The following is a 25,850-nucleotide window of genomic DNA, read 5'->3' on the forward strand; positions in this document are numbered from 1 at the left end:
TTCTAAATCCTATCCTTGAGTTTTTCCACAAAAAGGTAGGCTGCTGGACAGAAAAGCGTATTTTTAATAGTCAGATGATTGATCTGATAGATTTTCTTACGGTCTGTGTGAGGAAAGGCTGCACAGGCCTTGGGGCGGACATCATAGATGTCACAGAGATTATCAGGCCCCAAAAATGGACAAGGCATGGACTTGAAGACCTTATCGCCATCCTCATCTACTTGCAAGTACATCTCCTCGAAAGCAGGTAACTTCATGCGAAAATGCTTGGCAATACGAGTAATGTCCTGCTCTGTGAAGTCTGGGCCTAGTGTCTTACAACAATTGGCACACTGGACACAATCAATCTCCTGAAAAACTTCATTGTGTACCTGCTGAACAATCTTATCTAAATTTTTAGGGGCTTTCTTCTTGAGTTGTGCTAGAAATTTACGGTGCTCCCCCTGCTTTTGACGTGCCAATTCCTCGTAACGTTTGACATCAATAGTCTGTGACATGTGTTTTCTCCGATGATTTATAATTCTTTCATCTATTATAGCATAAAAGAAATAGAGCCTAGCTTGAACTAGACTCTATGTTAGTTACATCGATACGATTCTACGATAAGAACGCGACGTTAGGGCGAAAACCAAGACATAGGCTAGGAAGAAGACGCCACAAACAATAATAGTGACCACTAACATAAGATTTGGATTGAGAACCCCAATAACACGCACAATCAAACTGATCATATGGTAAGCAAAGGCTAAGTGTGTAAAGGCAAAAATCAGAGGGAGGAAAAAGACAGTAAGAACTTGTTTACGAATGGTTTTCTTGACTTGTTGATCGTCCAACCCAATCTTTTGAAGAATAACAAAGCGCTCACGATCCTCATAACCTTCAGAAATCTGTTTATAGTAAATCACGAGAACTGTGCCAAGCATAAAGATAATGGATAAGAAAATACCGATAAATAAGGTTCCGCCAACAAAGCCATTTAGCATCCCTTCTACATCATATCGGCTATTAGCAGTGAGGTTAGGCCCAGGGACACCAGTAGTTTGTCCAGCTAACTGTTGCGTTTCTTTATCCGTGAGTTTGTCTAGCAAATCTGAATTTTTCTTGGCTTCATGTGTAGGGTCTTTGACGTTAACACCAACATAAGTAGATTGAGTGGTTGCTGTTCCTTTGATACTTTCTTTAAAATTATCCATATCAGGAACGACAAGGTAGCTATAATCAGAAACTATGGTTGTAAAGATATTAGGTACTTTACCTTTAATAAAGTCATTAAGGCTTTCCTGAATCTGGTAGTTTTGACCATTGATAGAGACACTCTTTTGATCTTTCAATATTTTATTTTTAGTAAATAAGCCAACTTGATTTGAAGTCAGATTGAGGTCTTTACCTGTTAATTGCTTATAAGTTGCTTGTGAGAAGACAAGAAAAACTGACTTTGGTAGAACTTTTCTTTCATTCTCAGAAAAGATGGTTAGCTTGTTTTTTTCTTGTTCTTTGATACCAAAGTAGAGGTAAGTTACTTCCGTTTTTCTATTTACCTGATTTCCCGACTGTGATAAGAAATCATCCATAACCTTTTGTGTACTTGTTACATCTACATTCGTTCCGGTAACTGAGTACTCATGTGGAGCAGCACTGGCCAAATAGTCTTTTTTTCCAGCATAGATACTTGCAGCACCTACAAGAGTCACCAGAACCATACTTGAGAGGATAGCAATGGTAGCAAGCCCAACTGCGTTTTTCTTCATTCGAAAGACAAGGTTGGAAATGGAAATCATATTATTAGGCTTGTAATAGTAGCTTTTCTTCTTTTTCAAGAGTTGTAGAACTACTGTTGTCCCAGCGTTAAAGAGAAGATAAGTCCCTAAAATGACCAGTAAAACAGCTAGGAAAAAACTGATAATAGCCGTTACTGGATTCTGAACAGAAAGAGCAAGATAGTAACCATATCCCATAGTCCCAAGTCCTAAAAGGGTTTGAATAACTAGGAAGCGTCCTTTTTTCTCACCCTTAAGGCCATCTTTAGTTAATTGTAAAGGATTAAGCCGTAGTAATCGGAAACCATTTACCAAAACCAACAAACTAAAAATACAAGCAAAGATGACAAGAACAATAGGAATTGTCATTACTTGAAAGGTCGAAACCAAACCAGTACTTTCACCGATAAGCCTTTGAAGAAAAGCATAAATGAGTTTATCGAATAGCGCCCCTACACCTATACCTAGAAGCAAAGTCACAAAACCCATAATCATCGTTTCTTTTAAAATCATGCTAAAGAGGTGACGTTTCTCTAAGCCTAGCACACTATAGAGACCAAGCTCCTTTGAACGATTTTTCATGACAAAGCTGTTGGCATAAAGAACAATAATCCCAGAGGATAGGGCGACAATCCCAAGTCCCAACCCCAAAACCATCTTGATAGCATCTGCCCCAGGTAAGTCATCCAGATGCGAATTAAGCGTTAAAGATGTAAAAATATAGGTAATGGCAATAACCAGAATAGTTGCCAATGTATACGGATAGTAAAGCTTACGATTTTTTATGAGATTGGACAAAGCCAGTCTATTGGTTAGACGAAACATATTAGTTCACCTCACTTGCCATTGTAGTTAGTGTATCGGAAATTTCTTGGAACATTTGATGTTCAGACTTATCCCCTTTGAAGATTTGATTATAAAGAATACCATCCTTAATAAACAAAACACGCTGCGCACGACTGGCGGCCGCTGTTGAGTGAGTTACCATAAGAATGGTCTGACCGCTGGCATTAATAGTTTCAAAGACATCCAAGAGTGCCGCTGAAGATTTTGAATCCAAGGCGCCTGTTGGCTCATCTGCTAAGAGGATTTCTGGTTTAGTGATGATCGCACGCGCAACTGCAACCCTTTGCTTTTGACCACCTGAAATTTCATAAGGGTACTTCTCTAGCAAGGAATGAATTCCCAGTTGACGACTGATAGCTTCAACTTGTGTCATCATTTGCTTAACTGAGCGTCGAGAAAGGACCAAAGGTAGCAGGATATTATCTTTAACTGATAGGGTATCTAAAAGATTGAAATCCTGGAAAACAAACCCTAATCTTTCACGACGGAAACTGGAAGCATCCTTATTTTTAATAGTTGCTGTGTCCATACCATTAAGGTAGACACGCCCTGACGTTGGTTTATCAAGCATGGCAAGAATGTTGAGCAGGGTTGATTTTCCTGAACCAGACTCACCCATAATAGCAACATACTCACCCTTCTCAACCGTAAAATGGATATCTTTAAGGGCTTCAACCTGATTTCCTTTGAAACGTGTTTTATAAATTTTTTTAACATGTTGAACATCTAGTAATGTCATAATAAGCTCCTTTATTAGTAGAATTAGGAGAGATTTTAGGAATCTCTTACTTAACTTCGATACCATTTTATAGAAAAAGCAGGGGCAAAACCATAACCCTTGCTTTCATTTGTCGTCTAATTTCTTACACTTTTGTAAGTTATCAATCAATGGCTAACTTCTTCTTTTGAAAATGAATGGAAACTGTGGTTCCTTGACCTACTTGGGAGCTAATACTTATCTCATGTCCAAGCTGATCAGCAATCTTCTTAGAAAGATAGAGACCTAACCCAGACGACTGCTGAGTCAAGCGGCCATTGTAACCTGAAAAACCACGCTCAAAGACACGTAAAATATCACTATCCTTGATACCAATCCCAGAATCTTTAAGATGAAGCCCATTATCTTTGAAGTAAATTTCAATGCCACCACTTTTTGTGTACTTCAAACTATTTGACAAGACCTGCTCTATGATAACCAAGAGCCATTTTTCATCTGAAACGACCTTAACATCCAAGTCATGTAGATTAATAGTCAATCCTTTTTGAATAAAGAAAAGACTATGCTTTTTAACAACTTCTTTAACTAAGGGGTCTAATGCAACCTGCCTCAACTGCAAATCATCATGAAAGTTTTCCAAACGTAAATACTGCAAAACCAAATTGGTGTAAGAATCAATCTTGAATACCTCTTGCTCCAAGAGAGCCCTCGTTTTACTATCCGTAATATCCCGAAGCAATAATTGACTAGCTGCTATTGGCGTCTTGATTTGATGTACCCAAAGCGTATAGTAGTCCATCAAATCTGTATAGCGCTTGCGCTCCTCCTCAGTCTGAGACATCTGGCTCTCCCTAGCACTTTCCAAAGTTTGGGTTAGGTAAAATTCTAAAGGACTTGATGGTGTGATTTCCTCATAGAGAAAGGCTAAGTTATAAGAGCGATAGGACCTAACCAAGTCCCAAATAACCATGATGATAGTCACAAATGTCATTATGGTCAAGGCGTAATAAAGAATATCTGCCGCCTCTTCAAATAAAAAGGCAAATAAGACCAATATGATTGCATTAAAGACAAATAAAAGATAGAAAGTCAGACGAGACCTAATATGGTATTTGATAAATTGACACTTACCCATCATGACGCAACCCGTAGCCAACACCTTTCTTGGTTTCAATAAAATCCTTCAAACCCACTGCCTCTAACTTCTTACGTAAACGAGCTACATTAACTGACAAGGTATTGTCATCAATAAAGAAGTCACTATTCCAAAGCTCCTTCATCAGGTCTTCCCGACTAACGATATTACCAGCATGATCGAAAAGAACTTGTAAAATCTGAAACTCATTCTTTGTCAAAGAAACGACCTCTCCCTGATAAACCAAATCCATGGCCTTAAGGTTCAGAATCACACCCATATATTCCAAGAGACTCTGATCCTTACCAAACTCATAAGAACGACGCAAAAGCCCTTGAATTTTTGCTAGGAGAACATTTTGGTCAAAAGGTTTAGTCACAAAGTCGTCCCCACCCATATTGATTGCCATAACAATATCCATGGCCTGATCTCTGGAAGACAAGAACATAATAGGCACCTTGGAGACCTTACGAATTTCCTGACACCAATGATAACCGTTGAATAGAGGTAAACCAATATCCATAAGAACCAAGTGGGGCTCTACTTTTACAAAAATAGATAATACTTCCATGAAATCTTCAACAAGAACAACTTCGTAACCCCACTGTTCTAGCATTTTTTTGACTTGTTGACGGATAACCTCGTCGTCCTCCACTAATAAAATCTTATGCATAACTCTACCTCTTTCATTTCCCACTATTATAACAAAAATGCTATAAGAAACGACAATTCTCAGCAAATCTTACAATAATGTTAGATTGAATTTTCCAACTTTTAAAATAGTGCGTTTTCATAGGAAAAATCCTTTGAGTCTTCAAAGAAAATATAGTATTATAATAGAGTTGATGTTGGTTTATCATCAACCAACGACAGCTTCATCGAACAATGAGAACATTACTTATTTATGTCACGAATCGGCGTGACGTTTCTACAAGGTGCCGTAACACCTAACAATGAGTAAGTCAGAAAGTCATCAAAAGATTTTACCGTCTTTTTATGATTTTAAAGGCTTGCTTTGCAAGCCTTTTTCTGTTATTCGATGGTTTTGATCTTTGTCAGAGTCATAGTAGAATCTGGGAAAAATCAAAATACACTTTAGTTATATTTTTTATAGGAGGTAATATGAAATTACTGGAAGACCGCATTCTCAAAGATGGGAATGTCCTTGGGGAGAACATCCTCAAAGTTGACTCTTTCCTCACTCACCAAGTGGACTTTGACCTCATGCGTGAGATTGGAAAGGTCTTTGCTGAAAGGTTCAAGGATGCAGGCATCACCAAGGTGGTGACTATCGAGGCATCTGGTATTGCTCCAGCCCTCTATGCTGCTGAGGCCTTGGATGTCCCTATGATTTTTGCGAAGAAGGCTAAAAATATCACCATGAATGAAGGGATCCTCACCGCTGAGGTTTACTCCTTCACTAAGCAGGTGACTAGTACTGTCTCTATCGCAAGCAAGTTCCTCACTCCTGAAGATAAGGTCCTCATCGTTGATGATTTCCTAGCTAACGGCCAAGCTGCCAAAGGCTTGATTCAAATCATTGAAGAAGCTGGTGCACACGTCGAAGCGGTTGGTATCGTTATTGAGAAATCTTTCCAAGATGGTCGTGCCCTTCTGGAAGAAGCTGGCTATCCAGTCGTTTCACTTGCTCGTTTGGATCGTTTTGAAAATGGTCAGGTCGTATTTAAGGAGGCAGACATCTAATGCAAAACAAAGAGAAACACTCGCAGGCAGCGGTCCTAGGACTGCAACACCTACTTGCCATGTACTCGGGATCAATCCTGGTGCCAATCATGATTGCTGGAGCCTTGGGGTATTCAGCTCATGAATTAACCTACTTGATTTCAACAGACATTTTCATGTGTGGTGTAGCAACCTTCCTCCAACTTCAACTTAATAAATACTTCGGTATCGGTCTTCCAGTTGTTCTTGGGGTTGCCTTCCAGTCAGTAGCACCACTTATTATGATTGGTGAGAAACACGGTAGCGGTGCTATGTTTGGTGCCCTTATCGTTTCAGGGATTTATGTTATCCTCGTTTCTGGCGTCTTTTCAAAAGTGGCCAATCTCTTCCCTTCTATCGTTACAGGATCAGTCATTACAACTATTGGTTTGACCCTCATCCCTGTCGCTATCGGAAATATGGGAAACAATGTTGATAAACCAACTGGTCAAAGCCTCTTCCTTGCCGCTATCACGGTTCTCATCATCCTCTTGGTTAATATTTTCACCAAAGGATTTATCAAATCCATCTCAATCTTGATCGGTTTGGTTGTCGGTACTGCTATCGCAGCAAGCATGGGCTTGGTTGACTTCTCACCAGTGGCTGCGGCACCTATTGTCCACGTGCCAACACCATTCTACTTCGGAATGCCTAAGTTTGAGTTGTCATCAATCATCATGATGTGTATTATCGCTACCGTGTCTATGGTTGAATCAACTGGAGTTTACTTGGCCCTCTCTGATATTACCAAAGAACCACTCGATAGCACTCGCCTTCGTAACGGTTACCGCGCTGAAGGTTTGGCTGTTCTCCTTGGTGGACTCTTCAACACCTTCCCATACACTGGTTTTTCACAAAACGTTGGTCTTGTGAAATTGTCAGGTATCAAGACTCGCTTGCCAATCTACTATGCAGCTGGTTTCCTTGTTCTTCTTGGACTCCTTCCTAAGTTTGGTGCCTTGGCTCAAATCATCCCAAGCCCAGTCCTTGGTGGTGCTATGCTTGTTATGTTCGGTTTTGTTTCTATCCAAGGGATGCAAATCTTGGCACGTGTTGATTTCGCCAACAACGAACACAACTTCTTGATTGCTGCGGTATCAATCGCTGCAGGGGTTGGTCTTAACGGCAGCAACCTCTTCAACAGCCTACCAAATGCTTTCCAAATGTTCTTCTCAAACGGTATCGTCGTTGCAAGCTTGCTTGCCATCGTCCTCAATGCCATTTTGAACCATAAGAAAAAAGAAAAATAACATAAGAACACCTGAGTCACTTGACTTAGGTGTTTTCTTTGAAATTAAAATATTCAAGTTGTAAAGCAAAAGAAAAGACTAAGCAACTACTCTGTCTTGCTTTACTGAATGTAGCTCTTGCTATTTAATTCTTACGATTGACTTATTTTCAATTCTATAGACAGCATCATAATCTTCCAGTTTGTAATGATGGGCAATTTCTATAATACTATTAGGTAACTGTTTCAAGACATTACTTATTTCTTTTGAACTTGCTGCATCTAAAGAAGCCATCATCTCATCCGCAAGTAAAACCTGCTTTTCCCTCAAAATAGCACGTGCAATCTCAAGTTTTATGATTTGACCACCTGAAAAGTTATCTCCAGTTAATTCATAGTCCAATTGATGACAACAAGCCTCCCATAGTCCAACTTTTTTTAGTGTTGAAATGAGCAATGAGTCAGAATAATCTTGATAAAGAGTTAGATTATGTCGCACACTTGTATGAAAGACATAGGGATTTTGATGAATAATTGCAATATTATCTAAATTTGGAGTCAGCTCCCTTCCATCAATGCTTTTAAAAATGATTTTCCCACTATATGCCTTATCTTGCCCTGATATTAACCTAAAAAGTGTTGTTTTTCCAATACCACTATCACCAACTATAAGATTATGCTGAGACAATGAAAAAGTAACCGTAACATCTCGAAAAATCTCTTGATTATCATAAGATTTAGTGACGTTTTTTAACTGAATTTCTTCTAAAGTATGTATGTGAAGCCCTTTTGAAGGAATTTCTGACTCACTTCCAAATGTCAATAATTTATCTTTTATCACTTGACTTGATTGAATACTTGCAATAGCCTCCAGAATCTGTTGTAAGGGGTTAATAAGATATGTTGAAGCAGACATCATAGCAATAAGTGTAGTAATTGAATTTTGTTTCATGACAAGACCAATCACAAATGGTCCAATCAAGCCGACAGCTTTCAGAGGTCCTGTCCAAAACATAACTAAATTCTGAAGTGTATAATACTTAAATTGTGTCGTCTCCATCTCACTAAGGGTTATGAGAGTTTGCTTTACATTCTCTTTTTCTGCTTGGTTGCAAATAATCGTTTCAATCCCTTTACCAAAGTCTGTAATAGCTCTTAAATTTTTCTCTTTTGAGCTACTTAGTAATTCTCCTGACTCTTTTAACTTTCTCTTAAATATAAACTGAGGCAAAATCATCAGAAAGGCACCTACAGTAAAAAGACTACCCACAATAAGATTTTGTTTGAGCAGATAAATTACAGATACTAGGACAGAGGCACCCCACACTGGCGAGATAAGAAAAGATTGGAGGAACTCCTGGTCTACAATTCCAAGATCTTGTGTCAAGAGTGAGCAAAGCTCAGAATCGGAGATGTTTTTAGGAAAGACAGCATGATTCTTTAAAATATTTTCTGATAGGCTCACATTAAACGCTCTAATAATAGAACGAAGCAGAATATTCTCTATATACATAAAAGCGTACACAACCACCCAAAGAGAGATACTCGAAAATGTAAAAACTATTAAATCCCGACTATCACTACTATCTATATGACCTGCCATCTGGATAATTACAGGAATAACAATTCCTTGACAGGAATAAAGAAGTGCAAAAATGATATAAAGTATAATGTCCTTTTTAGGAAGTAGCTTAAAAAAATTAACCACCATTATGAAATAGCAACTGATTTATTTTTTCAATAATCATTGCTTTTACCTCCTTCCATTTGATACTATTATTTTAGTTTACTAATAGTATCAACTATTGAAATTTCGGAAATCCGATAAGGTAATTTTATATGGAACAAGGTCAAAAATTTAAACAGATTCGAAAACAGAGAAAATACACTATTCAGAGACTCGCTCAAGTAGCTGGATCTGTAGCGAGTCTTTCAGACTTTGAAAATAACAAAACATCACTCTCAAATGATACTCTTTTCAAACTTTTAAAACATCTAAAAGTCGAATATAATGAATTTTTCGAACAAGAATATCTTGTGGACGAAACCTACATAAAACTTGCTAATCAATTCAATCAAGCCTCAAATCATCTAGACTTTGAAGCACTGGAGCAAGTCGCAGAAAAGTTTCGCATTTTAGGAGAAACCAATTATAGTGATTATCTGATTAGTCTTTGTATTGACTGTCAGGTTTCAAAACTTCAAAACCGGTCAGTTAACCAAGATATTGCTACAGAACTTCAAAACTACTTCTTTTCTATTGATATTTGGACACTTCTCGATATTAATTTACTGAATATGGTAAAGGATATCTTCACAGAAGATGCGCTAAAAATCTACATTAAGGAATTCCTATCAATACTCAATAAAAATCCTAGAAATAATTTAGATCGAATCACTTTAGAAGTTATCAGTCGTTGTATTTTCCAAATCATTCTTTACGGAAATCAAGAAGATAGTGACTACTATATAAACGAACTAAAAACTATTCAATTACCAGACTATTTCATGTTACAAAAACTCTATCTTAAAGAACTAAAAGCCGCATACCTTTATAAATTTATCGATAAGAATATGGGAAAGACTATACATAAAGAAATTCTCCACTACTTGGCTTTTATGGGAGATGACGATAATTTGAGAGAATGGGACCGAACTTTCCGTCAATTATAGACTTTATTGGATAACAGTTGTACAATGATTATATAATTTGAAAAATTTAGAAAGGAAAACAGAATGCACGAAACACATTCTCTCCGTGAGCGATTTCTTGTTTTCTTCAAGATTTTTGTGCCCATACTGATCTATCAGTTTGCCAACTTTTCAGCAGCTTTTGTGGACACTACCATGACTGGTCAATACGATGCCCTACACTTGGCGGGGGTAGCCATGGCAACGAGTTTATGGAGTCCTTTTTTCACCTTCTTAACAGGTATCGTATCTGCCCTAGTTCCTATTATCGGACACCATCTAGGGGCAGGTCGCAAGGACCGAGTGGCACCTGATTTCTATCAATTTCTTTATATGGCTTTGGGTCTATCACTGATCCTCTTTGCCCTCGTTTTTCTAGGGGCACCCTTGGTTTTGAATCATTTAGGTTTGGAGCCTTTGGTCAGAAAGGTTGCCCTTGGTTATTTACGCTTTTTGAGTCTTGGGATTATTCCCCTTCTACTCTTTAGCGTGGTTCGCTCCTTCCTTGATGCCCTTGGCCTCACGCGCCTTTCCATGTATCTCATGCTTTTGCTCCTACCTCTCAATGGTTTCTTCAATTTCCTCCTCATCTATGGCATTGCTGGTCTACCAGAGTTAGGTGGAGCCGGGGCAGGTCTGGGAACTTCAATGGCTTATTGGGCCCTTCTCCTTATTTCCATCTCGGTTATCAGAAAGCATAAAAAGATTAAGCCCTACCACATTGAAAAGGTTCAACCCCTTGATAAAGCAGCTCTGCTTGACGCCCTTAAACTAGGTCTCCCTATTGGTGGGACCGTCTTTGCGGAAGTCGCAATCTTTTCTGGTGTTGGTTTGCTTATGTCTAAGTATCCGTCACTAGTGATTGCTAGTCACCAGGCGGCCATGAATTTCTCAAATCTCATGTACGCCTTCCCTCTCAGCATTTCCAGTGCCATGGCTATCATTATTTCCTACGAATTTGGGGCCAGACGCATGGATGCCGTCAAGAGCTACAGCAAGCTGGGACGGTTGACAGCCCTAGGATTTTCTATCTTTACCTTGATTTTCCTCTACTTCTTGCGTTATGATTTGGCTGAACTTTATGGGCATGAGCCTGACTTTTTGAGAATGACGGCCATTTTCATGACCTATAGCCTCTTCTTCCAAGTGGCAGATGTCTTTGCGGCTCCGCTTCAAGGAATCCTGCGTGGCTATAAAGATTCCAAAGTACCTTTTTATCTCGGTATCCTAACCTACTGGGGCATCACCCTCCCAGTTGGCTTCCTGCTTGAAAAAGTCACTGGACTTGGTCCCTATAGTTACTGGATTGGCCTGATTACCAGTCTTATCGTCAGTGGTCTCTGTTACCAATGGCGCTTAAATAGAATCGTCAAACGATACGAATCACAACAGTAACACACCTGAAGCAGTCTTTTCCGACTGCTTTTTCTATGTCCAAATCTCGATAATACAGAAAAAAAACTCCTGCATATTGAAAACAGATAAACTGTTATCAATACACAGAAAGCTTCTTTTGATGAGTGATTAATTAAATTCAGATTTTCCTGACCTATTACCAAACTGGATTCATTAATGAAAACATAGATGTTTAATATTGAAAAAAGTATCACAGAGACCAGCTGGATCAACTAGGGCAACATAAATCATGACTAAACCACATAGAGCTAGGAAATGATAAAGATAAACTACTTTCTCCCCTGTTTTAGGAAGTAAAAGAAAAGACCAGAACCACAAGACACAAATGGCTATTAATATGATTAGTTTATTTATCCATTCCATAATAATCTCCGTCAAAAAGATTTAGCACAATAAAATAGTCCTTAGGACTATCTGAATGTTATCACAAAATCTAACAAGTGCTGTCATTACTTCTTAAGGAAATATCTTAGTATTCTCTTGCTAGTCTTGTTTTGGTAAGTTAAGACATATAAAATCATATTGGGAGGTTGGGAAGACTCATTATTACACAAAGTACAATAATGTTTACAGACGCCAAAACCAGCAAAAGCTAAGGAGAAGGACACATTTACACTTGTCAGATTTCTCACTATTATAGTGTACTATTTTTTTATTTGAAACGTAAAACAATTTTGCCTAAATTGTTAAAAAATGTAATGAAAGGTCACTTTTTTGTCCTGAACGGTTAGGTCACATGTTATGTTAGATTTAAAGGGCTTTCAATAATTTCTTTTACATGCAAAAGAGGCTGGTAGCAAGCAGTACCAACCTCTTATTTTATGATAAGCTTCTGCTAGAAAATCTCTTAATACTAGTGAATAATCAGTCTACTTGGTCAAGTAAGTAGGCGTAACCTTCTTTTTCCATATCGGCTTTAGGAACAAATCGTGTCGCTACGCCATTGATACAATAGCGTAGACCACCCTTGTCACTTGGACCATCTGGAAAGACATGGCCAAGATGAGAATCACCCACACGACTACGGACCTCAATGCGTTCCATATTGTGAGAATGGTCTTCTTTGTAATTGGCTACCTCAGGACTAATGGGGCGAGAGAAACTCGGCCAGCCACAGGCTGAATCAAACTTATCCTTGGATGAAAAGAGGGGCTCACCAGTCACTACGTCAACGTAAATTCCAGGCTCAAACTGATTCCAAAGCGGACTCGTAAAGGCACGTTCCGTTCCATTTTCCTGGGTCACAGCATAGGCTTCTGGACTCAAGCTTTCCTTAAGCTCCTCCTGATTTGGCTTGTGATAAGCACTTGAATCAATAACAGGATTAACTGCTTGATTAACATTTATATGGCAATAGCCATTAGGATTCTTCTTGAGATAATCTTGATGGTAATCCTCTGCAGGAATAAAGTGCTTCAGAGGCAACAATTCAACCGCCAAAGGCTGGCCGTATTGCTCAGTCATTTCTTGGAAAACTTGCTCGATGATTGGCAAGTCATTTACATCAGTATAGTAAACACCCGTACGGTACTGGGTTCCCACATCATTCCCCTGTTTGTTTTTGCTTAGAGGATTGATGATACGGAAAAAATGTAGCAGAATCTCACGCAATGACACCTTGCTAGCATCATAGGTCACCTGAACAGTCTCAGCGTGACCCGTCTGACCGATGAGCTCATAACGAGTCGTCTCACTACGACCATTGGCATAACCCGAAATGGCATCTAACACACCAGGCACACGAGAGAAGTACTCTTCCACACCCCAGAAACAGCCACCAGCAAGATAGATGATATGATTATTTGGATTTGACATTTTTAAACACTCCCTTCACTAGATACTTGTATCTCCACGCCTTAAGTGTAACGCTTTTAAGAAGATTTCGCTCTTAAGGTGACTTGGAGACACAAAAAATCCCACCACATCTGTGATAGGATTCATTTTTATTCCATTTCGAAGCTTTCGCTCTTAATCTTATCTGGTAAGACGAGAGACAGGAGGATGAGCAAGATAGCTGGAATCAACCATGGCAGTGATGCTCCTGATAATGGAAGGAAGTTAATGATGGCATTAAGTCCTGCGAGTTTGAAGTGGCTGCCAATTACACTAAGCAAAGCGATAAGCGTCACTACAGCAACTGTAATTTGCATACCAGGTTTAGACAAGGCCACAAACTTATTAGCAATCACAATCATAACAATTGTGATTGTAATTGGGTAGAGAACCAAAAGTACTGGTACTGAGAAAGCAATGATATTATTAAGTCCCAAATTGGCAATCGCAAATCCAATAAATGTGAAGACAATAGCATAGGTTTTGTATGATACTTGTGGGAAGGCCTTATTAAAGAACTCACCAGTCGCCACAATCAATCCTGCTGTTGTCGTAAAGCACGTCACTGTTACCATAACTGCTAGGAAAATCTGTGAAATCGGACCAAAGATAGCCTGTGTTGCACTTGATAGAACTGCTGCTCCAAGGTTGGCACCTTCTCCCAAAGTTGATGTATCAAGTGGGAAATGGTTACCCAAGAATGCTAGACCTAAGTATAAACCTGAGAACATCAGTCCAACCAGAATACCTACAACCCAAATGGTTGAGATGTACTCTTTTTTAGATTTAAAACCTAATTGATTGAGGGTTACTACTGCCACCACACTAAAGGCTACCGAAGCCAAAGCATCTAAGGTATTATACCCTTCCAAGAAACCATTACCAAAGGCTGAGGCTTTATAAGCTTCTGTTGCTGTCTGTGTGCTATGACCACCATATTTAAAGGCACCAACTACAATCAAAATAACGATTAATAGAGCAAAAATAGGTGTCAGGATTCGACCAATACTATCTAAAATCTTAGAAGGATTCATTGCAATCCATAAAGCCAAGGCAAAATAAACCGCTGTGAAGGCAAGTAACCATAGACTAGTATGACTATTGCCGACCATTGGTGAAATACCAATTGAAAAAGCTGTCGCTGCTGTCCTTGGAATGGCAAAGAATGGTCCAATAGACAAGTAAAGCACTGCCAAGTATAACAAGGCAAACTTAGGCGAGATTTTTTGAGAAATCTCATGAATGTAACCCTTAGGATTTAAAGTCCCGATAACCAGTGTCAGGATGGCAATACCAACACCTGATAGGACAAAGCCGGCAATGGCTGGCCAAAAATGACCTCCAGATTCAAAGCCTAACTGAGGGGGAAAGGTCAGATTTCCCGCTCCAAAGAACATACCAAACAACAATAAAGCTGTAAGGCTTCCCTTTTTTAACATAAGTTTCTCCAATCTAAAACAAACAAGATCTTATGCCCCAAATAGACACAACTTGTTTATTAGAATTTTAGTCAACTTATTTAGTATGACATGATTAGTTTGGAACTTCAAGCTATTGAAACTTATTCACAAAGGTTTTTAAAATTTCAAATATTCTGTCTGATTTGATGAAAAAACTAGACAAGATTCTTATCCCGTCTAGTTTAAATACTTAAATTATGGATGACTAACAATCAGTTCAAGATTTCCCTGGATTTCCCAAGCATGGACATCACTAGGTAGAATAAAGTGGTTGCCTTTTGCAATGTCATAATCTTGTCCATCTACTTTAAGGCTTCCTTGACCGTCAAGTACACTAAGCAAACCGTAATCAGCAGTCTTTTCAAAATCAGCCTTACCTGAGATTTCCCATTTGTAAACAGCAAAGAAATCACTTGCTACTAAGAGCGTTGATTTGAGGTCATCTACTTTTGTTGTGACTGGTCGACTGTTGGCTGGCTCACCGATATTAAGGACATCGATAGATTTTTCAAGATGGAGTTCACGCAGGTTACCTTGATCATCTTTACGGTCAAAATCATAAACACGGTAGGTCGTATCACTAGATTGTTGCGTTTCAAGAACCATGATACCTGCACCAATAGCATGCATGGTACCACTTGGCACATAGAAGAAATCACCTGCTTTAACTGGAACCTTAGTCAAAAGATTTTCCCAATCCTTACTTTCAATTTGCTGACGCAGTTCTTCTTTTGATTTGGCATTGTGGCCATAAATAATTTCAGCACCTGGTTCAGCAGCAATGATATACCAACACTCTGTTTTACCAAGTTCACCTTCATGTTCAAGTCCATAAGCATCATCTGGATGGACCTGAACTGAAAGCCAATCATTGGCATCCAAAATCTTAGTTAAAAGTGGAAAAACAGGTTCCTGACGATTTCCAAACAATTCACGATGCTCTGCATAAAGAACATCTAAAGTTTGACCGGCATAGCGACCATTTTTAATAGTAGAAACACCATTTGGGTGTGCGGAAATAGCCCAGTACTCTCCTACATGGTCGCTTGGAATGTCGTAGCCAAAGACATCACGCAAATGCGTGCCACCCCAAATCTTCTCCTGCATAACAGATTGTAAAAATAATGGTTCAGACATAAAAACTCCTTATATAAGAATGAATAGACTCAAAATCTATGTCTTAACATAGATGATTACTCACATCATGATAAATGAATCAGTTCCACTTTAAAGCGGATGTTCCAAAAATCACCTATAGCCAGTAAGCTCCATCATCAGCAAATCACAAACAGACTTTGACGAGTAATTACTTCAATTATAAGCATAATTTGTGAAAATATCAACAAAGTCCTTAAAGAAATCATAAGATTTTGGCTTAATGGCTGCAAGTCATTTCAATAGCAAATTTCCTTTAAGAATCCTACTCATTCCTTCATTTTTCGGATAGATTGATTGAATTTAAAGACTTTTTAACTTATAATGTTAGTGATATTATGAAAGGAAATCTCTCAATGAAATTCTATTCCTATGACTATGTGCTAAGTCAGATTAGCCAACAAAACTGGGTTATGGTTGCCATTACTGCAGGACTTATTTTAGTGACCGGTGTATTTGCTTTTAAAGCCTTCAAAGAACGCCATGATACTAAGTTTCGTGAACTCTCTATTATTTCTATTTTAACCTTAGTTGCCGTGGTTCTAATTGCTATCAGTAATTTCCAAAGCAATCAATCTAACAACGACCAATTTAGAGCATCTCTTCACTTTATCGAGGTTGCGTCTAAAAATCTTGACGTTGATAAGAGCAAGGTTTATGTCAATACTTCTACTACTACAGATGGCGCTATCCTCAAAGTTGGAAACAAGTACTATCGTGCCATCTCAGGTTCAGAACCTGACAGCTACTTGCTAGAACAAATAAAACTTTACAAGTCTGATGTTGAACTCGTGGAGGTTAAAAAATGACATCTTTTTATCTTACTGTTGCAATTAAACTAGCTTTGGGGCTTATTTCACTCGTCTTTGTTATCAATTTAACAGGTAAAGGAAACCTAGCACCTAGCTCAGCTACTGACCAAGTACAGAACTATGTTCTTGGTGCAATCCTCGGTGGTACAATTTATAGTAGTACCGTTTCAATCCTCCAATATTTCGTGATTTTGATTATTTGGACGATTTTGATTTTACTTCTAAAATGGCTAATTACCAATATTCTCTTTATCAAACATTTGATTGACGGTAAACCAACTGTCATCATCAAACATGGTCAACTAGATCCTGAAGCTTGTCGCTCTAAAGGACTTTCAGCCTCTGATGTCGCTTTAAAATTACGTTCCCAAGGAATTTTTCAACTTAAAGAGGTTAAACTTGCAGTTATTGAACAGAACGGCCAATTGATTGTGGTTCGTGCGGGTGATGAAAATCCGAAATACCCAATCGTTACTGATGGGGTCATTCAAACAGAAATTCTTGATACTATTGGTAAAACGGAGGATTGGTTAAATGAAGAGCTTCAAAAAATGGGATATGACAACATTTCAGATATCTTCATCGCTGAATATGATAAAGGAAAGATTAATGTTGTCACTTATTAAACAAAATACTTGCATTACCGTTTAATATTGTCTACAATGGTCTCATCATAAAAAGGAGGTTCTATCATGGGAATCGAAGATAAATTGAATCAAGCTAAAGGTGCTCTTAAAGAGGGTGCTGGTAAACTGACTGACGACAAAAAGACTGAAATTGAAGGTGCTGTTGAAAAAGTTGTAGCAAAAGCAAAAGACGGTCTCGAAGATGTTAAAGAAGGCATTGAAGGTGCTGTTGAAGGCCTTAAAAATAACTTTAAAAAATAAGACAAAAAAGAAGTTTTCAAGCCATTTGGCAAGAGAACTTCTTTTTTTATTTGTTTTCTAAACTAAAATTACTAACGAGAATGCTTGCTTCCTTTAAGTGCAAATGATGTTGTCATAAGTACAGCTCCTAATGCACCTAATCCCAAGCTACTCACATCACCAGTATCTGGTAACGTTGATTGGTTTGCTTGGCTACTTTGTGAACTTTTAGCAGACTGATTAGCCTTAGAGCTTGTATGTTGTTTCTGAGCAAAATTAGTTTGTACAACTGAGCTAACATTTTCCTTTTGACTTAAGACTGACTGACCTTTTGATGCTTCAGAAGTTTGATTTTGAGTAGGAATCTTATTCAACTTCTCAGCAGTCTCTTGATTTTGTTGTTGGGTGCTACTTGTCTTATCTGTCCTTGCCTGTGCGGGCTGTACTTCTGCTGACTGATTTGCAACTGCTACTTCAGACATCAATGATGTTACTTCAGGGTCTGAAGCATTAGTCCTTGATGAGCCTTGAGCTGATGGGCTTGTGCTACTTGCAGTCGTAGAAGTTGTGGTACTCACATTTGGAGACGTTGAGTTACTTGTTTGACTAGCAAAGTTTGATGGGGTAGGACGTCCAGTATTAGCCGTCTGGCTTGTTGAACTTGTACTACTTGTGCTAGTTGTATTCTCAGAACTTGTCGAAGCAGATTGACCCCATGGGGTATTGACGGTACCCGTATTTGTAGAGCTGCCACCATAGCTAGTTGGTCCGCCGTAGCCTCCGAAGTTATCAGACATTGAACTATTACCAAAACCACCACCTGGGAAGCCGCCCATGCCACCAGCACCAGGACCGTTGTTTGTGCCTTCTTCAGTAGCTGTTGCAGTGGCACTTGAACCACTTGAGGTCGTGATGGTATAGGTTTCACCCGAAGTTAGACTCTCGGTACTAAAGACCACATTTCCAAATGAAGACGTTGCTGTCGTTGTGGCAACAACATTTCCAGAGCTATCAGTGACTGTAATGGTGTCCCCTGCACTACCTGAAATGTTAGCCATGATGTAAGATTGGCTTGAACCTGTTGTAAAGGCCTGAGCCATTCCTTGGTTACCAATGGCCCAAACGGTACCGCCCGAGATGATACCTGTTCCATCATAGTCGATAGCGGCATTATCTGCACTTGTCTGAGCGACATAGAGAGAACCACTTTTAACTGTCACATTCCCGTTACTGTCGATACCATCACCGTCTGCTAGAATTGTAACCGTTGCACCGTCAATATTGATGGCAACTTCATTTTCCAAATCAGAAGTCGAGTTGGTTAGACTTGAAGTGTCTGCACTGTCCTTGGTCGTCCATTCAGTGGCGTTAATACCGTCATCTCCAGCAGTGATGTCAACGGTTCCACCTGTCAAGTTGATGCAACGTCCTTCAAGACCTTCATCGCCTGCAACTACTGTTACACTTGAATCACCTTCAATAGTCAATTCATCTGTAACAGTGATACCTTTATCTGTCGCATTAATCGTCACCGTTGAGTCGGTAATCGTCAAATCTCCACTATTAACATCTGTTTCGTCTTCCACTTGGATACCGTCATCTGTTGCTGTAATATTGACTGTGGCATTTTTAATGGTTACAGCTGTCGTTGCATTGATGCCATCCTTGGCCTCAGAAGTCAAATCAAGTGTTACAGAGTCAATCGTTACACTGTCAGCCTTGATGGCATGCTTTTCAGTACTTGAAAGAGTCAGAGTACTTCCAGTACCACTTGTGATTGTCAAAGCCCCAGTCGCTTCAATTGCGTTATCAGAGGTTGATGAAATGGAACTATCTGAAAGAACATTCACTGTCAGCTCCGCAGAAGAATTTGAAGTGATTGATGAATCGGTTAAAGTCACACCATCCAAGTAGATAGTAACCGGATCAGTCACACTACCAGCTACGATGATTGTATAACTTGAACCATTACCGGAAAGTGTGTAGGTACCAGATTGGTTGATTGTAATTGTTGTTCCCTCAATCGTTACCGCTGTACTATCACTAGTCACAGCAGTTGTCCCTTCGAAAGTGATTGTGGTTGTTGAACTATCTGAATCAGTACTGCTAGACTCAGTTGTTGTTGTTTCCGTAGCTGCATCTGAAGCACTGTTAGTTAATACTGAAGCTGTTTCGGAAGCAGTGGTTTCAGTGGTGTTTGAGCTTGTATTAGTGCTAGTGTTTTCATCTGTATTGTTCGTTTCAGATTCTGACGTTTCACTAGTTGTGCTCTCAGCCGTTTCTGAAGAACTTGCTTCTGAGGTTGAGGGTGTGCTTGAATGATCAGAGGTTTCACTGCCTGTTGATGTAGCAGTCGTGTTCTCTGTTGTACTTGTTGTTGACGAATCAGTGTCCGAAGTTAAAGCCGTCGTTGAAGTTGCTGTTGAAGTACTTGTAGCTGTTTCCGTGCTTGTTTCAGTAGTAGCTGATGAATTGTCGGTCTGAGTACTTTCTTCAATTAAATCCGCAGTGGTTTCGCCTGTCGTAACGGTTGAGAGTGTTGATTCGGTGTTTGCCTCGTCAGCTGAAACCTTGCTGTCATTTAGGACGACTGAGCTACCAAAAATTAAGCTAGCTACTAGGACTGACCCCGCTGTTTTCCATTTTGATGATTTCTTAATGGCATAACGTTCTTGTGTTTGTTTGCTATGTTTGTATGTCATATGTTTTACCTCTTACTTACTTTTGTTATGACTCTATTAAACACGAGAAACCTAAGACAAGGCTTAAAGAAAAGTTAACCTTTCCTTAAAGTAAAAAAGTCTCCAAGATATTGGGAACTTTCAATTTCTAGGATAGACCACTCTAAATTCTTCTAAAACAACTAGACTTTCCTGACTAAAATGTAATCCAACCTCTTCCAACCAATTGCTAAAGAGATCCTCATGAAGCACTTGCCAATAGGTTAGCCCACGGTCTCCTTCACCTTCCTTGTAGGCATGGTCTTTAGAAACCTCTTTAAATGGGATGACCTCAACTTTCGTCGTTTCAATAATACAAATAGCATTCTCCTTACTATCAAGAATGACGCTCAGTTCATTTTCCTTGGGCAATGGTTCATTCCCCACTGCATACAAGTCAAAAGCTGAACTGGTTGCTGTCTTTTGCCCCATCAATACGAGTTCTGCCAAATAATCTGCTTCCACGCCAAAGGCCCAGGCATCAATCTTATCTCCGATTGTCTGATTTAAAATTTTATAGGCTTGCCACATCTGGTCTGATTTCATCAATCTACTCCTGCTTCTACTTTCCTTCCATTATATCAAAAAATGATAGGCCAGATGGCACTATCATTTTCATCTTAATACTTAGAATGTTTGTAACCGTAAAAGGCATAGATAACTGAACCGATTAGCACTGCCAAACCAAAGGCTAACCATGTCTGCCAACTGTACTGACTCATAAAGGAGAGGCAGACGATAATTGAAATAATAGGCAAGACCGGAACAAATGGAACCTTAAATTCATCCTTTTGTGGCAACCCCTTATCCTTACGAAGAATAATGAGAGCAATAGCCAAGAGGACCAAGTAAGCCAAGGTCGCAATGTTAACCAATGATGCCATATTGGCCAAGGAGAAGATACCTGCTGAGATAGCTGACAAAACTCCTGTTAAAAGTGTCGCATGATGTGGAACCTTATTAGTCTTTGAAACCTTTTGGAAGGTTTGAGGGAGGAAACCATCACGCGCCAAGCTATAAACCATACGGCTAAGGGCATAGGCCATTGAAATACATACCGTAATCAAGGTCATAATTGCAACCACAGAGACGTAGTTGGCGGCCCAAGAAATACCGATATAGCGAAGAGCATAAGCTACTGCATCATCAACATTCAACTTGGTATAGTGAACCACTCCAGTCAAGACCAGCGAAACCACTGCATAGAGTGAAGCCACGATAATCAAGGCAAGAACGATACCTCGAGGAACGTTCTTTTGCGGCTCTTTAATCTCGTCTACCGTCATAGAGATAGACTCGAAACCAAGGAATCCAAAGAACATAAGAGAGGCACCTGCCATAATCCCAGTTTTTCCTCCGTAAATCTGACCAAAGCCAAATGGTGCAAAATCTGCCCAGTTGCTAGGATTCAAATGGAAGAGCCCCACTAAGATGAAGACCGCCAAGGCTGAAAACTTGAGCACTACCAAGAGAGAGTTCAAACGTAAAGCCTGCTTAGAATTCATGAGAAGAAGAGCTGTCACCAAGACCAAGACCAAGACTGGCAAAAGATCAATGTAAGTACCTTGACTGGGATTGAAAGGTCCACTGATGGCTTGAGGCAACTTAAGACCAAAGCTAGCCAGTAGCCCCTTGAGGTAGGCACCCCAACCAGAAGCAACACTGGATACGGCATTCATAAAGACAATCATGGTCAACCAGCCACCCATCCAGGCAGGATACTCCCCCCAGACAGCATAGAGGTAACCATAGACACCACCGGCTGATGGGTAACGTGAGGCAAACTCAGCAAAGAAAATCGCTGACATCCCAACACACACGGCTGAAATCAAGACTGAAATAATCAGGGCAGGGCCAGCCAGAGTCGATGCCGCGGTACCAGTAATCGTAAAGATTCCTGTACCAACCATGGCACCGATTCCCAGCAGGACCACATCCCTAAGGGTCAGATGTCGTTTCATCTCAGTCTGAGCGAGACCGACATCCTTTTTACGAAAAATACTCATTTTTATACTCCATTTTTTGCGAAATACCGAACTATTATACCATATTTCTTGGTCTAAATGGCCCTTTTTCTGTATTTTTATACTTTTATTGGTGAATGCTATGTTGAAAATTGGGACTTCCAGTGCTTACTTTTTAATTTTCCATACATCTCTATCAAAAGAAACTTGCTAAAGTGGTTCTTTAGCATTCTTTTTTGTTTCTCAAATCCTTATCTAAAAAGAATTTTCAATTTTTAGAAAAAACATGAAAATCTTATGAATGCGTTTGATTCTTCTAATGAAAGATGTTAGAATGGGGTCATTAAAAAGGAAAAGGGGAACTTTTATGGAAAATAAAGTTCATTTTAAACTTCATAAAGTGAAAAAACAATGGGTTACCATTGCTGTGTCTGGTTTGGCACTTGGTGCCTCATTGGTTGGAGTTGGTGTCTCTGCCGACGAGCAAGCTGCCAATCAAGTTACCTCAGCTAGCACACCTGAAAGTGTCAGCCAGGATCCTGATCTTGTCGTCACAGAAACAACTGTAGCTACAGCAAAAGCTGATCAAGTCGCAACCAATAGTGCAACTGATACAACTGCTACTGTTACAGCTGATAAGCAGCCAGTCCTTAAAGAAGACCAAGCAAGCAGCACTTACAATTTGTCTAGTGGCGAAACGAGAACTGCTACTTCAACTTCAGAAACAACTAGCACAGTCACTGAAGTAAACAGTCAAGCACCAGAATCTGTTGAAACTACTGTCGTTTCTGGCGGTCAATTCAAGAGCGATGCTGAGGGCAACTGGTACTACCTTAAAGACGGCAAAAATCTGACAGGTGCCCAAAACGTTGACCATTTCGACCTTTATTTCCACGAGGATGGCAAGCAAGCCAAGGGTGAGATTATCACAGAAAATGGACAATCTTTCTACTATGACAAAGCCAATGGACGTAAGGTAACCAATACCTCTATCAACATCGATGGTCAAGCTTATACTGCTGATGCCCAAGGTCGTTTGACAGCAGTTCTGCCTGAAACGAACAAACGCAACCAGTTTATTGAAGACAACAACCACAACTGGTATTACCTCGGCAAAGATGGGAAACCCGTCACTGGTGCTCAGAATATCGATGGCTTTAACCTCTACTTCCACGAAGATGGTCGACAAGCTAAAAACGAAATCGTCACTATTAATGGTGATAGCTACTATTTCGATAAAGACAATGGACGTCGCGTAACAGGTCTCCAAGCTCTTAACAACGTCAACCATAAATACTTTGGCTTTTACTACTTCGACAAAGATGGCAAGATGGTCAAAGATGACTTCATCACTGAAAATGGAAATCTTTACTACTTTGATGCTACTGGTAATCAACCTAATTTTGTCTTTGTTTCGGATAAAGCTGGAAACTGGTATTACATCAATGACTTCAAGGCAACTAAAGGCTTCTCAGCCCCATTTGGTTTCCAAACCGAATTTCTAGACCGTAGCCAAGCTCACTACAAGACAAGTGTTCAAAACCTGAACGGACAACAGTATTACTTTGACCCTAAGACTGGTATTATGGTAACCAACCGTTATGTTTCTGACGATAAAGGGAATTGGTATTACTTTGGTAAAGATGGTAAAGCGCTTCATGGCTTTCAAACAGTAGACGGTAGCCTTCACTACTTCAATGACAATGGTCAACAAGTCAAAGGGGACTTCCTTTACTACGGTAACGATATCTACTATTTCGATAAAGATAATGGAAATCCAGTAACTAACCAATTTATCAATAGAGACAACTCTTGGTACTACTTCGGAGCTGATGGTAAAGCCGTGTCTGGTTTCCAAACCATTAACGGACAAAACCTTTATTTCCACGAATATGGTGTACAAGCCAAGGGACAACTGGTTACTGTTGGTGGCAAAACCTACTACTTCGATCCAAATACAGGTGACAAGTGGGTCAATCGCTCACTTACCTTAAACGGTACGGTCTATAACTTTGATAGCAATGGTGTGGCGACTACTAAAGCTGACCAAACCACAAATCGAAATCAATTTGTTAAAGGTACTGATCAAGAATGGTACTACTACGATGCTAATGGCAAAAAGGTCACTGGTTTCCAAACTATTAACAAGGACCTCTACTACTTCAACGATAAGGGCCAACAAATTCGAGGAAAGATTTTCAACCTAGGTGATAACCACTACTTCGCCAACAAAGACACTGGTGCTGTCCTTCGTAATGCCTTCTACCATGATAAATCTACTGGTCGTTATGGTGACTTCTCTGAAAACATCTACTACGCTGGCAATGATGGTGCCTTCAAGACAGGCTGGTTTGAAGTTGATGGCAACCGTTATTATGGTAGCGACTATTCTGATGACGACACACCTAAAGGAAACCTCTACACAGGAGTTATCAACTCTCAACTCTTTAGCCCAGATGGAAAACTCTTGACAAACGGTCTCTATCCTGAGTTCAAGCGTACTGGTGAGAATTCGTATGAACTTGAAGGTGTCTATGTTACAGATGCCGACGGTAATATCAAAGAAGGTCCTTATCAATATGATGGTAAGATTCTTGGATCTAAATATAGTTACGTCCGCCAATCACAATGGTCAACTTTTGACGAATGGGATATTCTTAATGGACACCTCTACCATTTCGACTCAACACCTATGACCTTCACAGCACCAAATGGTCAAAAAGTGACCACAAACGTTGCCATTGCAACAACTAACAAGGCCCTTACTTATCGTGGCGTAACCTTTAATTTTGATGCCAAGGGTATTGATGCGGCAAAAGAAAAAGCCATCCACTTTGACCAATTGCAGACGGATCGTAGCGGCACAAGTTATCTCTATGAAAATGGTCAAAAAGTCACTGGCTTGAAGACCTTTGATGGCGTCAGTTACTATTTCTATGAAGATGGCCGTCAAGCCAAAGGCACAGAGGTCACAATCAATGGTAAGACTTACCAATTTGACCAATTGACTGGTATCATGACACGCAACGCCTTTTCAAAATCATACAACTACGAAGGCTCTCCACGCTTCCCATACTACCCAATACGCTACTATGGCAACGACGGAGCTGCTCTTACCAGTTGGCAAACCATCGACGGCAAGGACTACTTCTTCCGAGATAGCGGAAACCTTGAAACAGGACGTTTTGTCATCGGAGACAGAGCCTATAATGCTGATGACAATGGTGTAGTCGCTGACCGCAAGGGTGAACCAGCTTATCGCAATCGCATTGTCTACGATAAGGGCGATAACTACTATTACAATGACAAAGGTGAGAAAGTGACCGGCTTCCAAGAAGTTGATGGTAAGGTCCTCTACTTCGACGCTGAAGGCAAACAAGTCCTAGGACGCTTTGTCACAGTCGATAACTACACCTACTATTTGGACCCTAAAACAGGTGAAAAATACACAAACCGCTCTGTCCTCATCGATGGTAAACTCTATACCTTCGACAAAGACGGACATGTCGTGTCATAAGATGAGATGA

At 39.8% G+C, this 25,850-nt stretch carries 20 protein-coding genes and 1 riboswitch; of the genes, 8 read left to right on the forward strand and 12 right to left on the reverse strand.

The genetic code is table 11. The annotated features are described in order from the left end of the window. Positions 1-2 precede the first annotated feature (2 nt). The 5 genes from H7U01_RS03650 to H7U01_RS03670 form a co-directional block, all read right to left on the reverse strand. Positions 3-497 carry a YkgJ family cysteine cluster protein gene (locus H7U01_RS03650; protein WP_004182309.1) on the reverse strand — a complete coding sequence of 165 codons (495 nt, stop codon included), beginning with the start codon at positions 495-497 and terminating at the stop codon, positions 3-5. An 84-nt stretch (positions 498-581) separates the two neighbouring features. Then, complete coding sequence (locus H7U01_RS03655; RefSeq protein ID WP_037602162.1) at positions 582-2,582, reverse strand: ABC transporter permease; 2,001 nt, start codon at positions 2,580-2,582, stop codon at positions 582-584. A 1-nt stretch (position 2,583) separates the two neighbouring features. Beyond that, a complete protein-coding gene (locus tag H7U01_RS03660; protein ID WP_037602164.1) occupies positions 2,584-3,342 on the reverse strand; it encodes an ABC transporter ATP-binding protein in 759 nt (252 codons plus the stop codon). Between the two features lie 142 nt (positions 3,343-3,484). Beyond that, positions 3,485-4,459: a sensor histidine kinase gene (locus H7U01_RS03665; protein ID WP_201041137.1), complete on the reverse strand. Its 975-nt coding sequence runs from the start codon at positions 4,457-4,459 to the stop codon at positions 3,485-3,487. Next, positions 4,449-5,129 carry a response regulator transcription factor gene (locus H7U01_RS03670; RefSeq protein WP_004182305.1) on the reverse strand — a complete coding sequence of 227 codons (681 nt, stop codon included), beginning with the start codon at positions 5,127-5,129 and terminating at the stop codon, positions 4,449-4,451. Before H7U01_RS03670 ends, H7U01_RS03665 begins: the two co-directional genes overlap by 11 nt. 205 nt (positions 5,130-5,334) lie before the next feature. Beyond that, a riboswitch (purine riboswitch) is annotated at positions 5,335-5,430 on the forward strand. A 148-nt stretch (positions 5,431-5,578) separates the two neighbouring features. On the opposite strand from H7U01_RS03670, the gene H7U01_RS03675 reads away from it, so the two are divergent. Continuing rightward, positions 5,579-6,160, forward strand: a complete 582-nt coding sequence (locus tag H7U01_RS03675) for a xanthine phosphoribosyltransferase (protein ID WP_084914395.1) — start codon at positions 5,579-5,581, stop codon at positions 6,158-6,160. Further along, positions 6,160-7,428 (forward strand): nucleobase:cation symporter-2 family protein, encoded by a 1,269-nt coding sequence (locus tag H7U01_RS03680; RefSeq protein ID WP_201041138.1) that lies wholly within the window; start codon positions 6,160-6,162, stop codon positions 7,426-7,428. Before H7U01_RS03675 ends, H7U01_RS03680 begins: the two co-directional genes overlap by 1 nt. A 120-nt stretch (positions 7,429-7,548) precedes the next feature. Here H7U01_RS03680 and H7U01_RS03685 read toward each other — a convergent pair whose 3' ends face one another. Then, positions 7,549-9,117: an ABC transporter ATP-binding protein gene (locus tag H7U01_RS03685; RefSeq protein ID WP_070438161.1), complete on the reverse strand. Its 1,569-nt coding sequence runs from the start codon at positions 9,115-9,117 to the stop codon at positions 7,549-7,551. 128 nt (positions 9,118-9,245) lie between these two features. Here H7U01_RS03685 and H7U01_RS03690 point away from each other — a divergent pair, with 128 nt between their 5' ends. Continuing rightward, positions 9,246-10,079: a helix-turn-helix domain-containing protein gene (locus H7U01_RS03690; RefSeq protein ID WP_073685800.1), complete on the forward strand. Its 834-nt coding sequence runs from the start codon at positions 9,246-9,248 to the stop codon at positions 10,077-10,079. Between the two features lie 63 nt (positions 10,080-10,142). Beyond that, on the forward strand, positions 10,143-11,492 hold the full coding sequence (locus H7U01_RS03695; RefSeq protein ID WP_201041139.1) for an MATE family efflux transporter: 1,350 nt from the start codon (positions 10,143-10,145) through the stop codon (positions 11,490-11,492). A gap of 885 nt (positions 11,493-12,377) precedes the next feature. Here H7U01_RS03695 and msrB read toward each other — a convergent pair. From msrB to manA, 3 genes are all read right to left on the reverse strand, one after another. After that, the gene (gene msrB / locus H7U01_RS03700) at positions 12,378-13,328 is read right to left on the reverse strand and encodes a peptide-methionine (R)-S-oxide reductase MsrB (protein ID WP_201041140.1); all 951 of its coding nucleotides are present in this window, start codon (positions 13,326-13,328) and stop codon (positions 12,378-12,380) included. 128 nt (positions 13,329-13,456) lie between these two features. Next, positions 13,457-14,785 carry a branched-chain amino acid transport system II carrier protein gene (brnQ, locus tag H7U01_RS03705; protein WP_201041141.1) on the reverse strand — a complete coding sequence of 443 codons (1,329 nt, stop codon included), beginning with the start codon at positions 14,783-14,785 and terminating at the stop codon, positions 13,457-13,459. 216 nt (positions 14,786-15,001) lie between these two features. After that, positions 15,002-15,943, reverse strand: a complete 942-nt coding sequence (manA, locus tag H7U01_RS03710) for a mannose-6-phosphate isomerase, class I (RefSeq protein WP_201041142.1) — start codon at positions 15,941-15,943, stop codon at positions 15,002-15,004. A gap of 374 nt (positions 15,944-16,317) precedes the next feature. Here manA and H7U01_RS03715 point away from each other — a divergent pair, with 374 nt between their 5' ends. The 3 genes from H7U01_RS03715 to H7U01_RS03725 all read left to right on the forward strand — a co-directional run bounded on the left by H7U01_RS03715 (position 16,318) and on the right by H7U01_RS03725 (position 17,660). Then, positions 16,318-16,770 (forward strand): DUF3290 family protein, encoded by a 453-nt coding sequence (locus tag H7U01_RS03715; RefSeq protein ID WP_201041143.1) that lies wholly within the window; start codon positions 16,318-16,320, stop codon positions 16,768-16,770. Next, complete coding sequence (locus H7U01_RS03720) at positions 16,767-17,399, forward strand: DUF421 domain-containing protein (protein ID WP_049546137.1); 633 nt, start codon at positions 16,767-16,769, stop codon at positions 17,397-17,399. The genes H7U01_RS03715 and H7U01_RS03720 overlap by 4 nt, the downstream gene beginning before the upstream one ends. Positions 17,400-17,465: 66 nt before the next feature. After that, positions 17,466-17,660: a CsbD family protein gene (locus H7U01_RS03725; protein WP_201041144.1), complete on the forward strand. Its 195-nt coding sequence runs from the start codon at positions 17,466-17,468 to the stop codon at positions 17,658-17,660. Between the two features lie 71 nt (positions 17,661-17,731). On the opposite strand, the gene H7U01_RS03730 is transcribed toward H7U01_RS03725, so the two are convergent. The 3 genes from H7U01_RS03730 to H7U01_RS03740 form a co-directional block, all read right to left on the reverse strand. Further along, on the reverse strand, positions 17,732-20,341 hold the full coding sequence (locus H7U01_RS03730; RefSeq protein WP_201041145.1) for a carbohydrate-binding domain-containing protein: 2,610 nt from the start codon (positions 20,339-20,341) through the stop codon (positions 17,732-17,734). 120 nt (positions 20,342-20,461) lie between these two features. Continuing rightward, positions 20,462-20,905, reverse strand: coding sequence for an ASCH domain-containing protein (locus H7U01_RS03735; protein ID WP_073686887.1), 444 nt, complete (start codon positions 20,903-20,905; stop codon positions 20,462-20,464). A gap of 74 nt (positions 20,906-20,979) precedes the next feature. Next, positions 20,980-22,365: an amino acid permease gene (locus H7U01_RS03740; RefSeq protein ID WP_037601034.1), complete on the reverse strand. Its 1,386-nt coding sequence runs from the start codon at positions 22,363-22,365 to the stop codon at positions 20,980-20,982. Positions 22,366-22,690: 325 nt separating this feature from the next. Here H7U01_RS03740 and H7U01_RS03745 point away from each other — a divergent pair, with 325 nt between their 5' ends. Beyond that, positions 22,691-25,840: a KxYKxGKxW signal peptide domain-containing protein gene (locus tag H7U01_RS03745; protein WP_125411807.1), complete on the forward strand. Its 3,150-nt coding sequence runs from the start codon at positions 22,691-22,693 to the stop codon at positions 25,838-25,840. The last annotated feature ends 10 nt before the right edge of the window (positions 25,841-25,850 follow it).

Source organism: Streptococcus sp. 21.1 (assembly GCF_016648635.1).
Taxonomy (GTDB): Bacteria; Bacillota; Bacilli; order Lactobacillales; family Streptococcaceae; genus Streptococcus.

What these genes read in the sequence shown, in the direction of transcription:
- H7U01_RS03655 (WP_037602162.1), bottom strand. Translation starts at nt 2,582, where the DNA reads ATGTTTCGTCTAACCAATAGACTGGCTTTGTCCAATCTCATAAAAAAT.
- H7U01_RS03735 (WP_073686887.1), bottom strand. Translation starts at nt 20,905, where the DNA reads ATGAAATCAGACCAGATGTGGCAAGCCTATAAAATTTTAAATCAGACA.
- H7U01_RS03670 (WP_004182305.1), bottom strand. Translation starts at nt 5,129, where the DNA reads ATGCATAAGATTTTATTAGTGGAGGACGACGAGGTTATCCGTCAACAA.
- H7U01_RS03715 (WP_201041143.1), top strand. Translation starts at nt 16,318, where the DNA reads ATGAAATTCTATTCCTATGACTATGTGCTAAGTCAGATTAGCCAACAA.
- H7U01_RS03680 (WP_201041138.1), top strand. Translation starts at nt 6,160, where the DNA reads ATGCAAAACAAAGAGAAACACTCGCAGGCAGCGGTCCTAGGACTGCAA.
- H7U01_RS03660 (WP_037602164.1), bottom strand. Translation starts at nt 3,342, where the DNA reads ATGACATTACTAGATGTTCAACATGTTAAAAAAATTTATAAAACACGT.
- H7U01_RS03665 (WP_201041137.1), bottom strand. Translation starts at nt 4,459, where the DNA reads ATGATGGGTAAGTGTCAATTTATCAAATACCATATTAGGTCTCGTCTG.
- manA (WP_201041142.1), bottom strand. Translation starts at nt 15,943, where the DNA reads ATGTCTGAACCATTATTTTTACAATCTGTTATGCAGGAGAAGATTTGG.
- H7U01_RS03690 (WP_073685800.1), top strand. Translation starts at nt 9,246, where the DNA reads ATGGAACAAGGTCAAAAATTTAAACAGATTCGAAAACAGAGAAAATAC.
- H7U01_RS03685 (WP_070438161.1), bottom strand. Translation starts at nt 9,117, where the DNA reads ATGGTGGTTAATTTTTTTAAGCTACTTCCTAAAAAGGACATTATACTT.
- H7U01_RS03730 (WP_201041145.1), bottom strand. Translation starts at nt 20,341, where the DNA reads ATGACATACAAACATAGCAAACAAACACAAGAACGTTATGCCATTAAG.
- msrB (WP_201041140.1), bottom strand. Translation starts at nt 13,328, where the DNA reads ATGTCAAATCCAAATAATCATATCATCTATCTTGCTGGTGGCTGTTTC.
- H7U01_RS03720 (WP_049546137.1), top strand. Translation starts at nt 16,767, where the DNA reads ATGACATCTTTTTATCTTACTGTTGCAATTAAACTAGCTTTGGGGCTT.
- H7U01_RS03695 (WP_201041139.1), top strand. Translation starts at nt 10,143, where the DNA reads ATGCACGAAACACATTCTCTCCGTGAGCGATTTCTTGTTTTCTTCAAG.
- H7U01_RS03740 (WP_037601034.1), bottom strand. Translation starts at nt 22,365, where the DNA reads ATGAGTATTTTTCGTAAAAAGGATGTCGGTCTCGCTCAGACTGAGATG.
- H7U01_RS03725 (WP_201041144.1), top strand. Translation starts at nt 17,466, where the DNA reads ATGGGAATCGAAGATAAATTGAATCAAGCTAAAGGTGCTCTTAAAGAG.
- brnQ (WP_201041141.1), bottom strand. Translation starts at nt 14,785, where the DNA reads ATGTTAAAAAAGGGAAGCCTTACAGCTTTATTGTTGTTTGGTATGTTC.
- H7U01_RS03745 (WP_125411807.1), top strand. Translation starts at nt 22,691, where the DNA reads ATGGAAAATAAAGTTCATTTTAAACTTCATAAAGTGAAAAAACAATGG.
- H7U01_RS03675 (WP_084914395.1), top strand. Translation starts at nt 5,579, where the DNA reads ATGAAATTACTGGAAGACCGCATTCTCAAAGATGGGAATGTCCTTGGG.
- H7U01_RS03650 (WP_004182309.1), bottom strand. Translation starts at nt 497, where the DNA reads ATGTCACAGACTATTGATGTCAAACGTTACGAGGAATTGGCACGTCAA.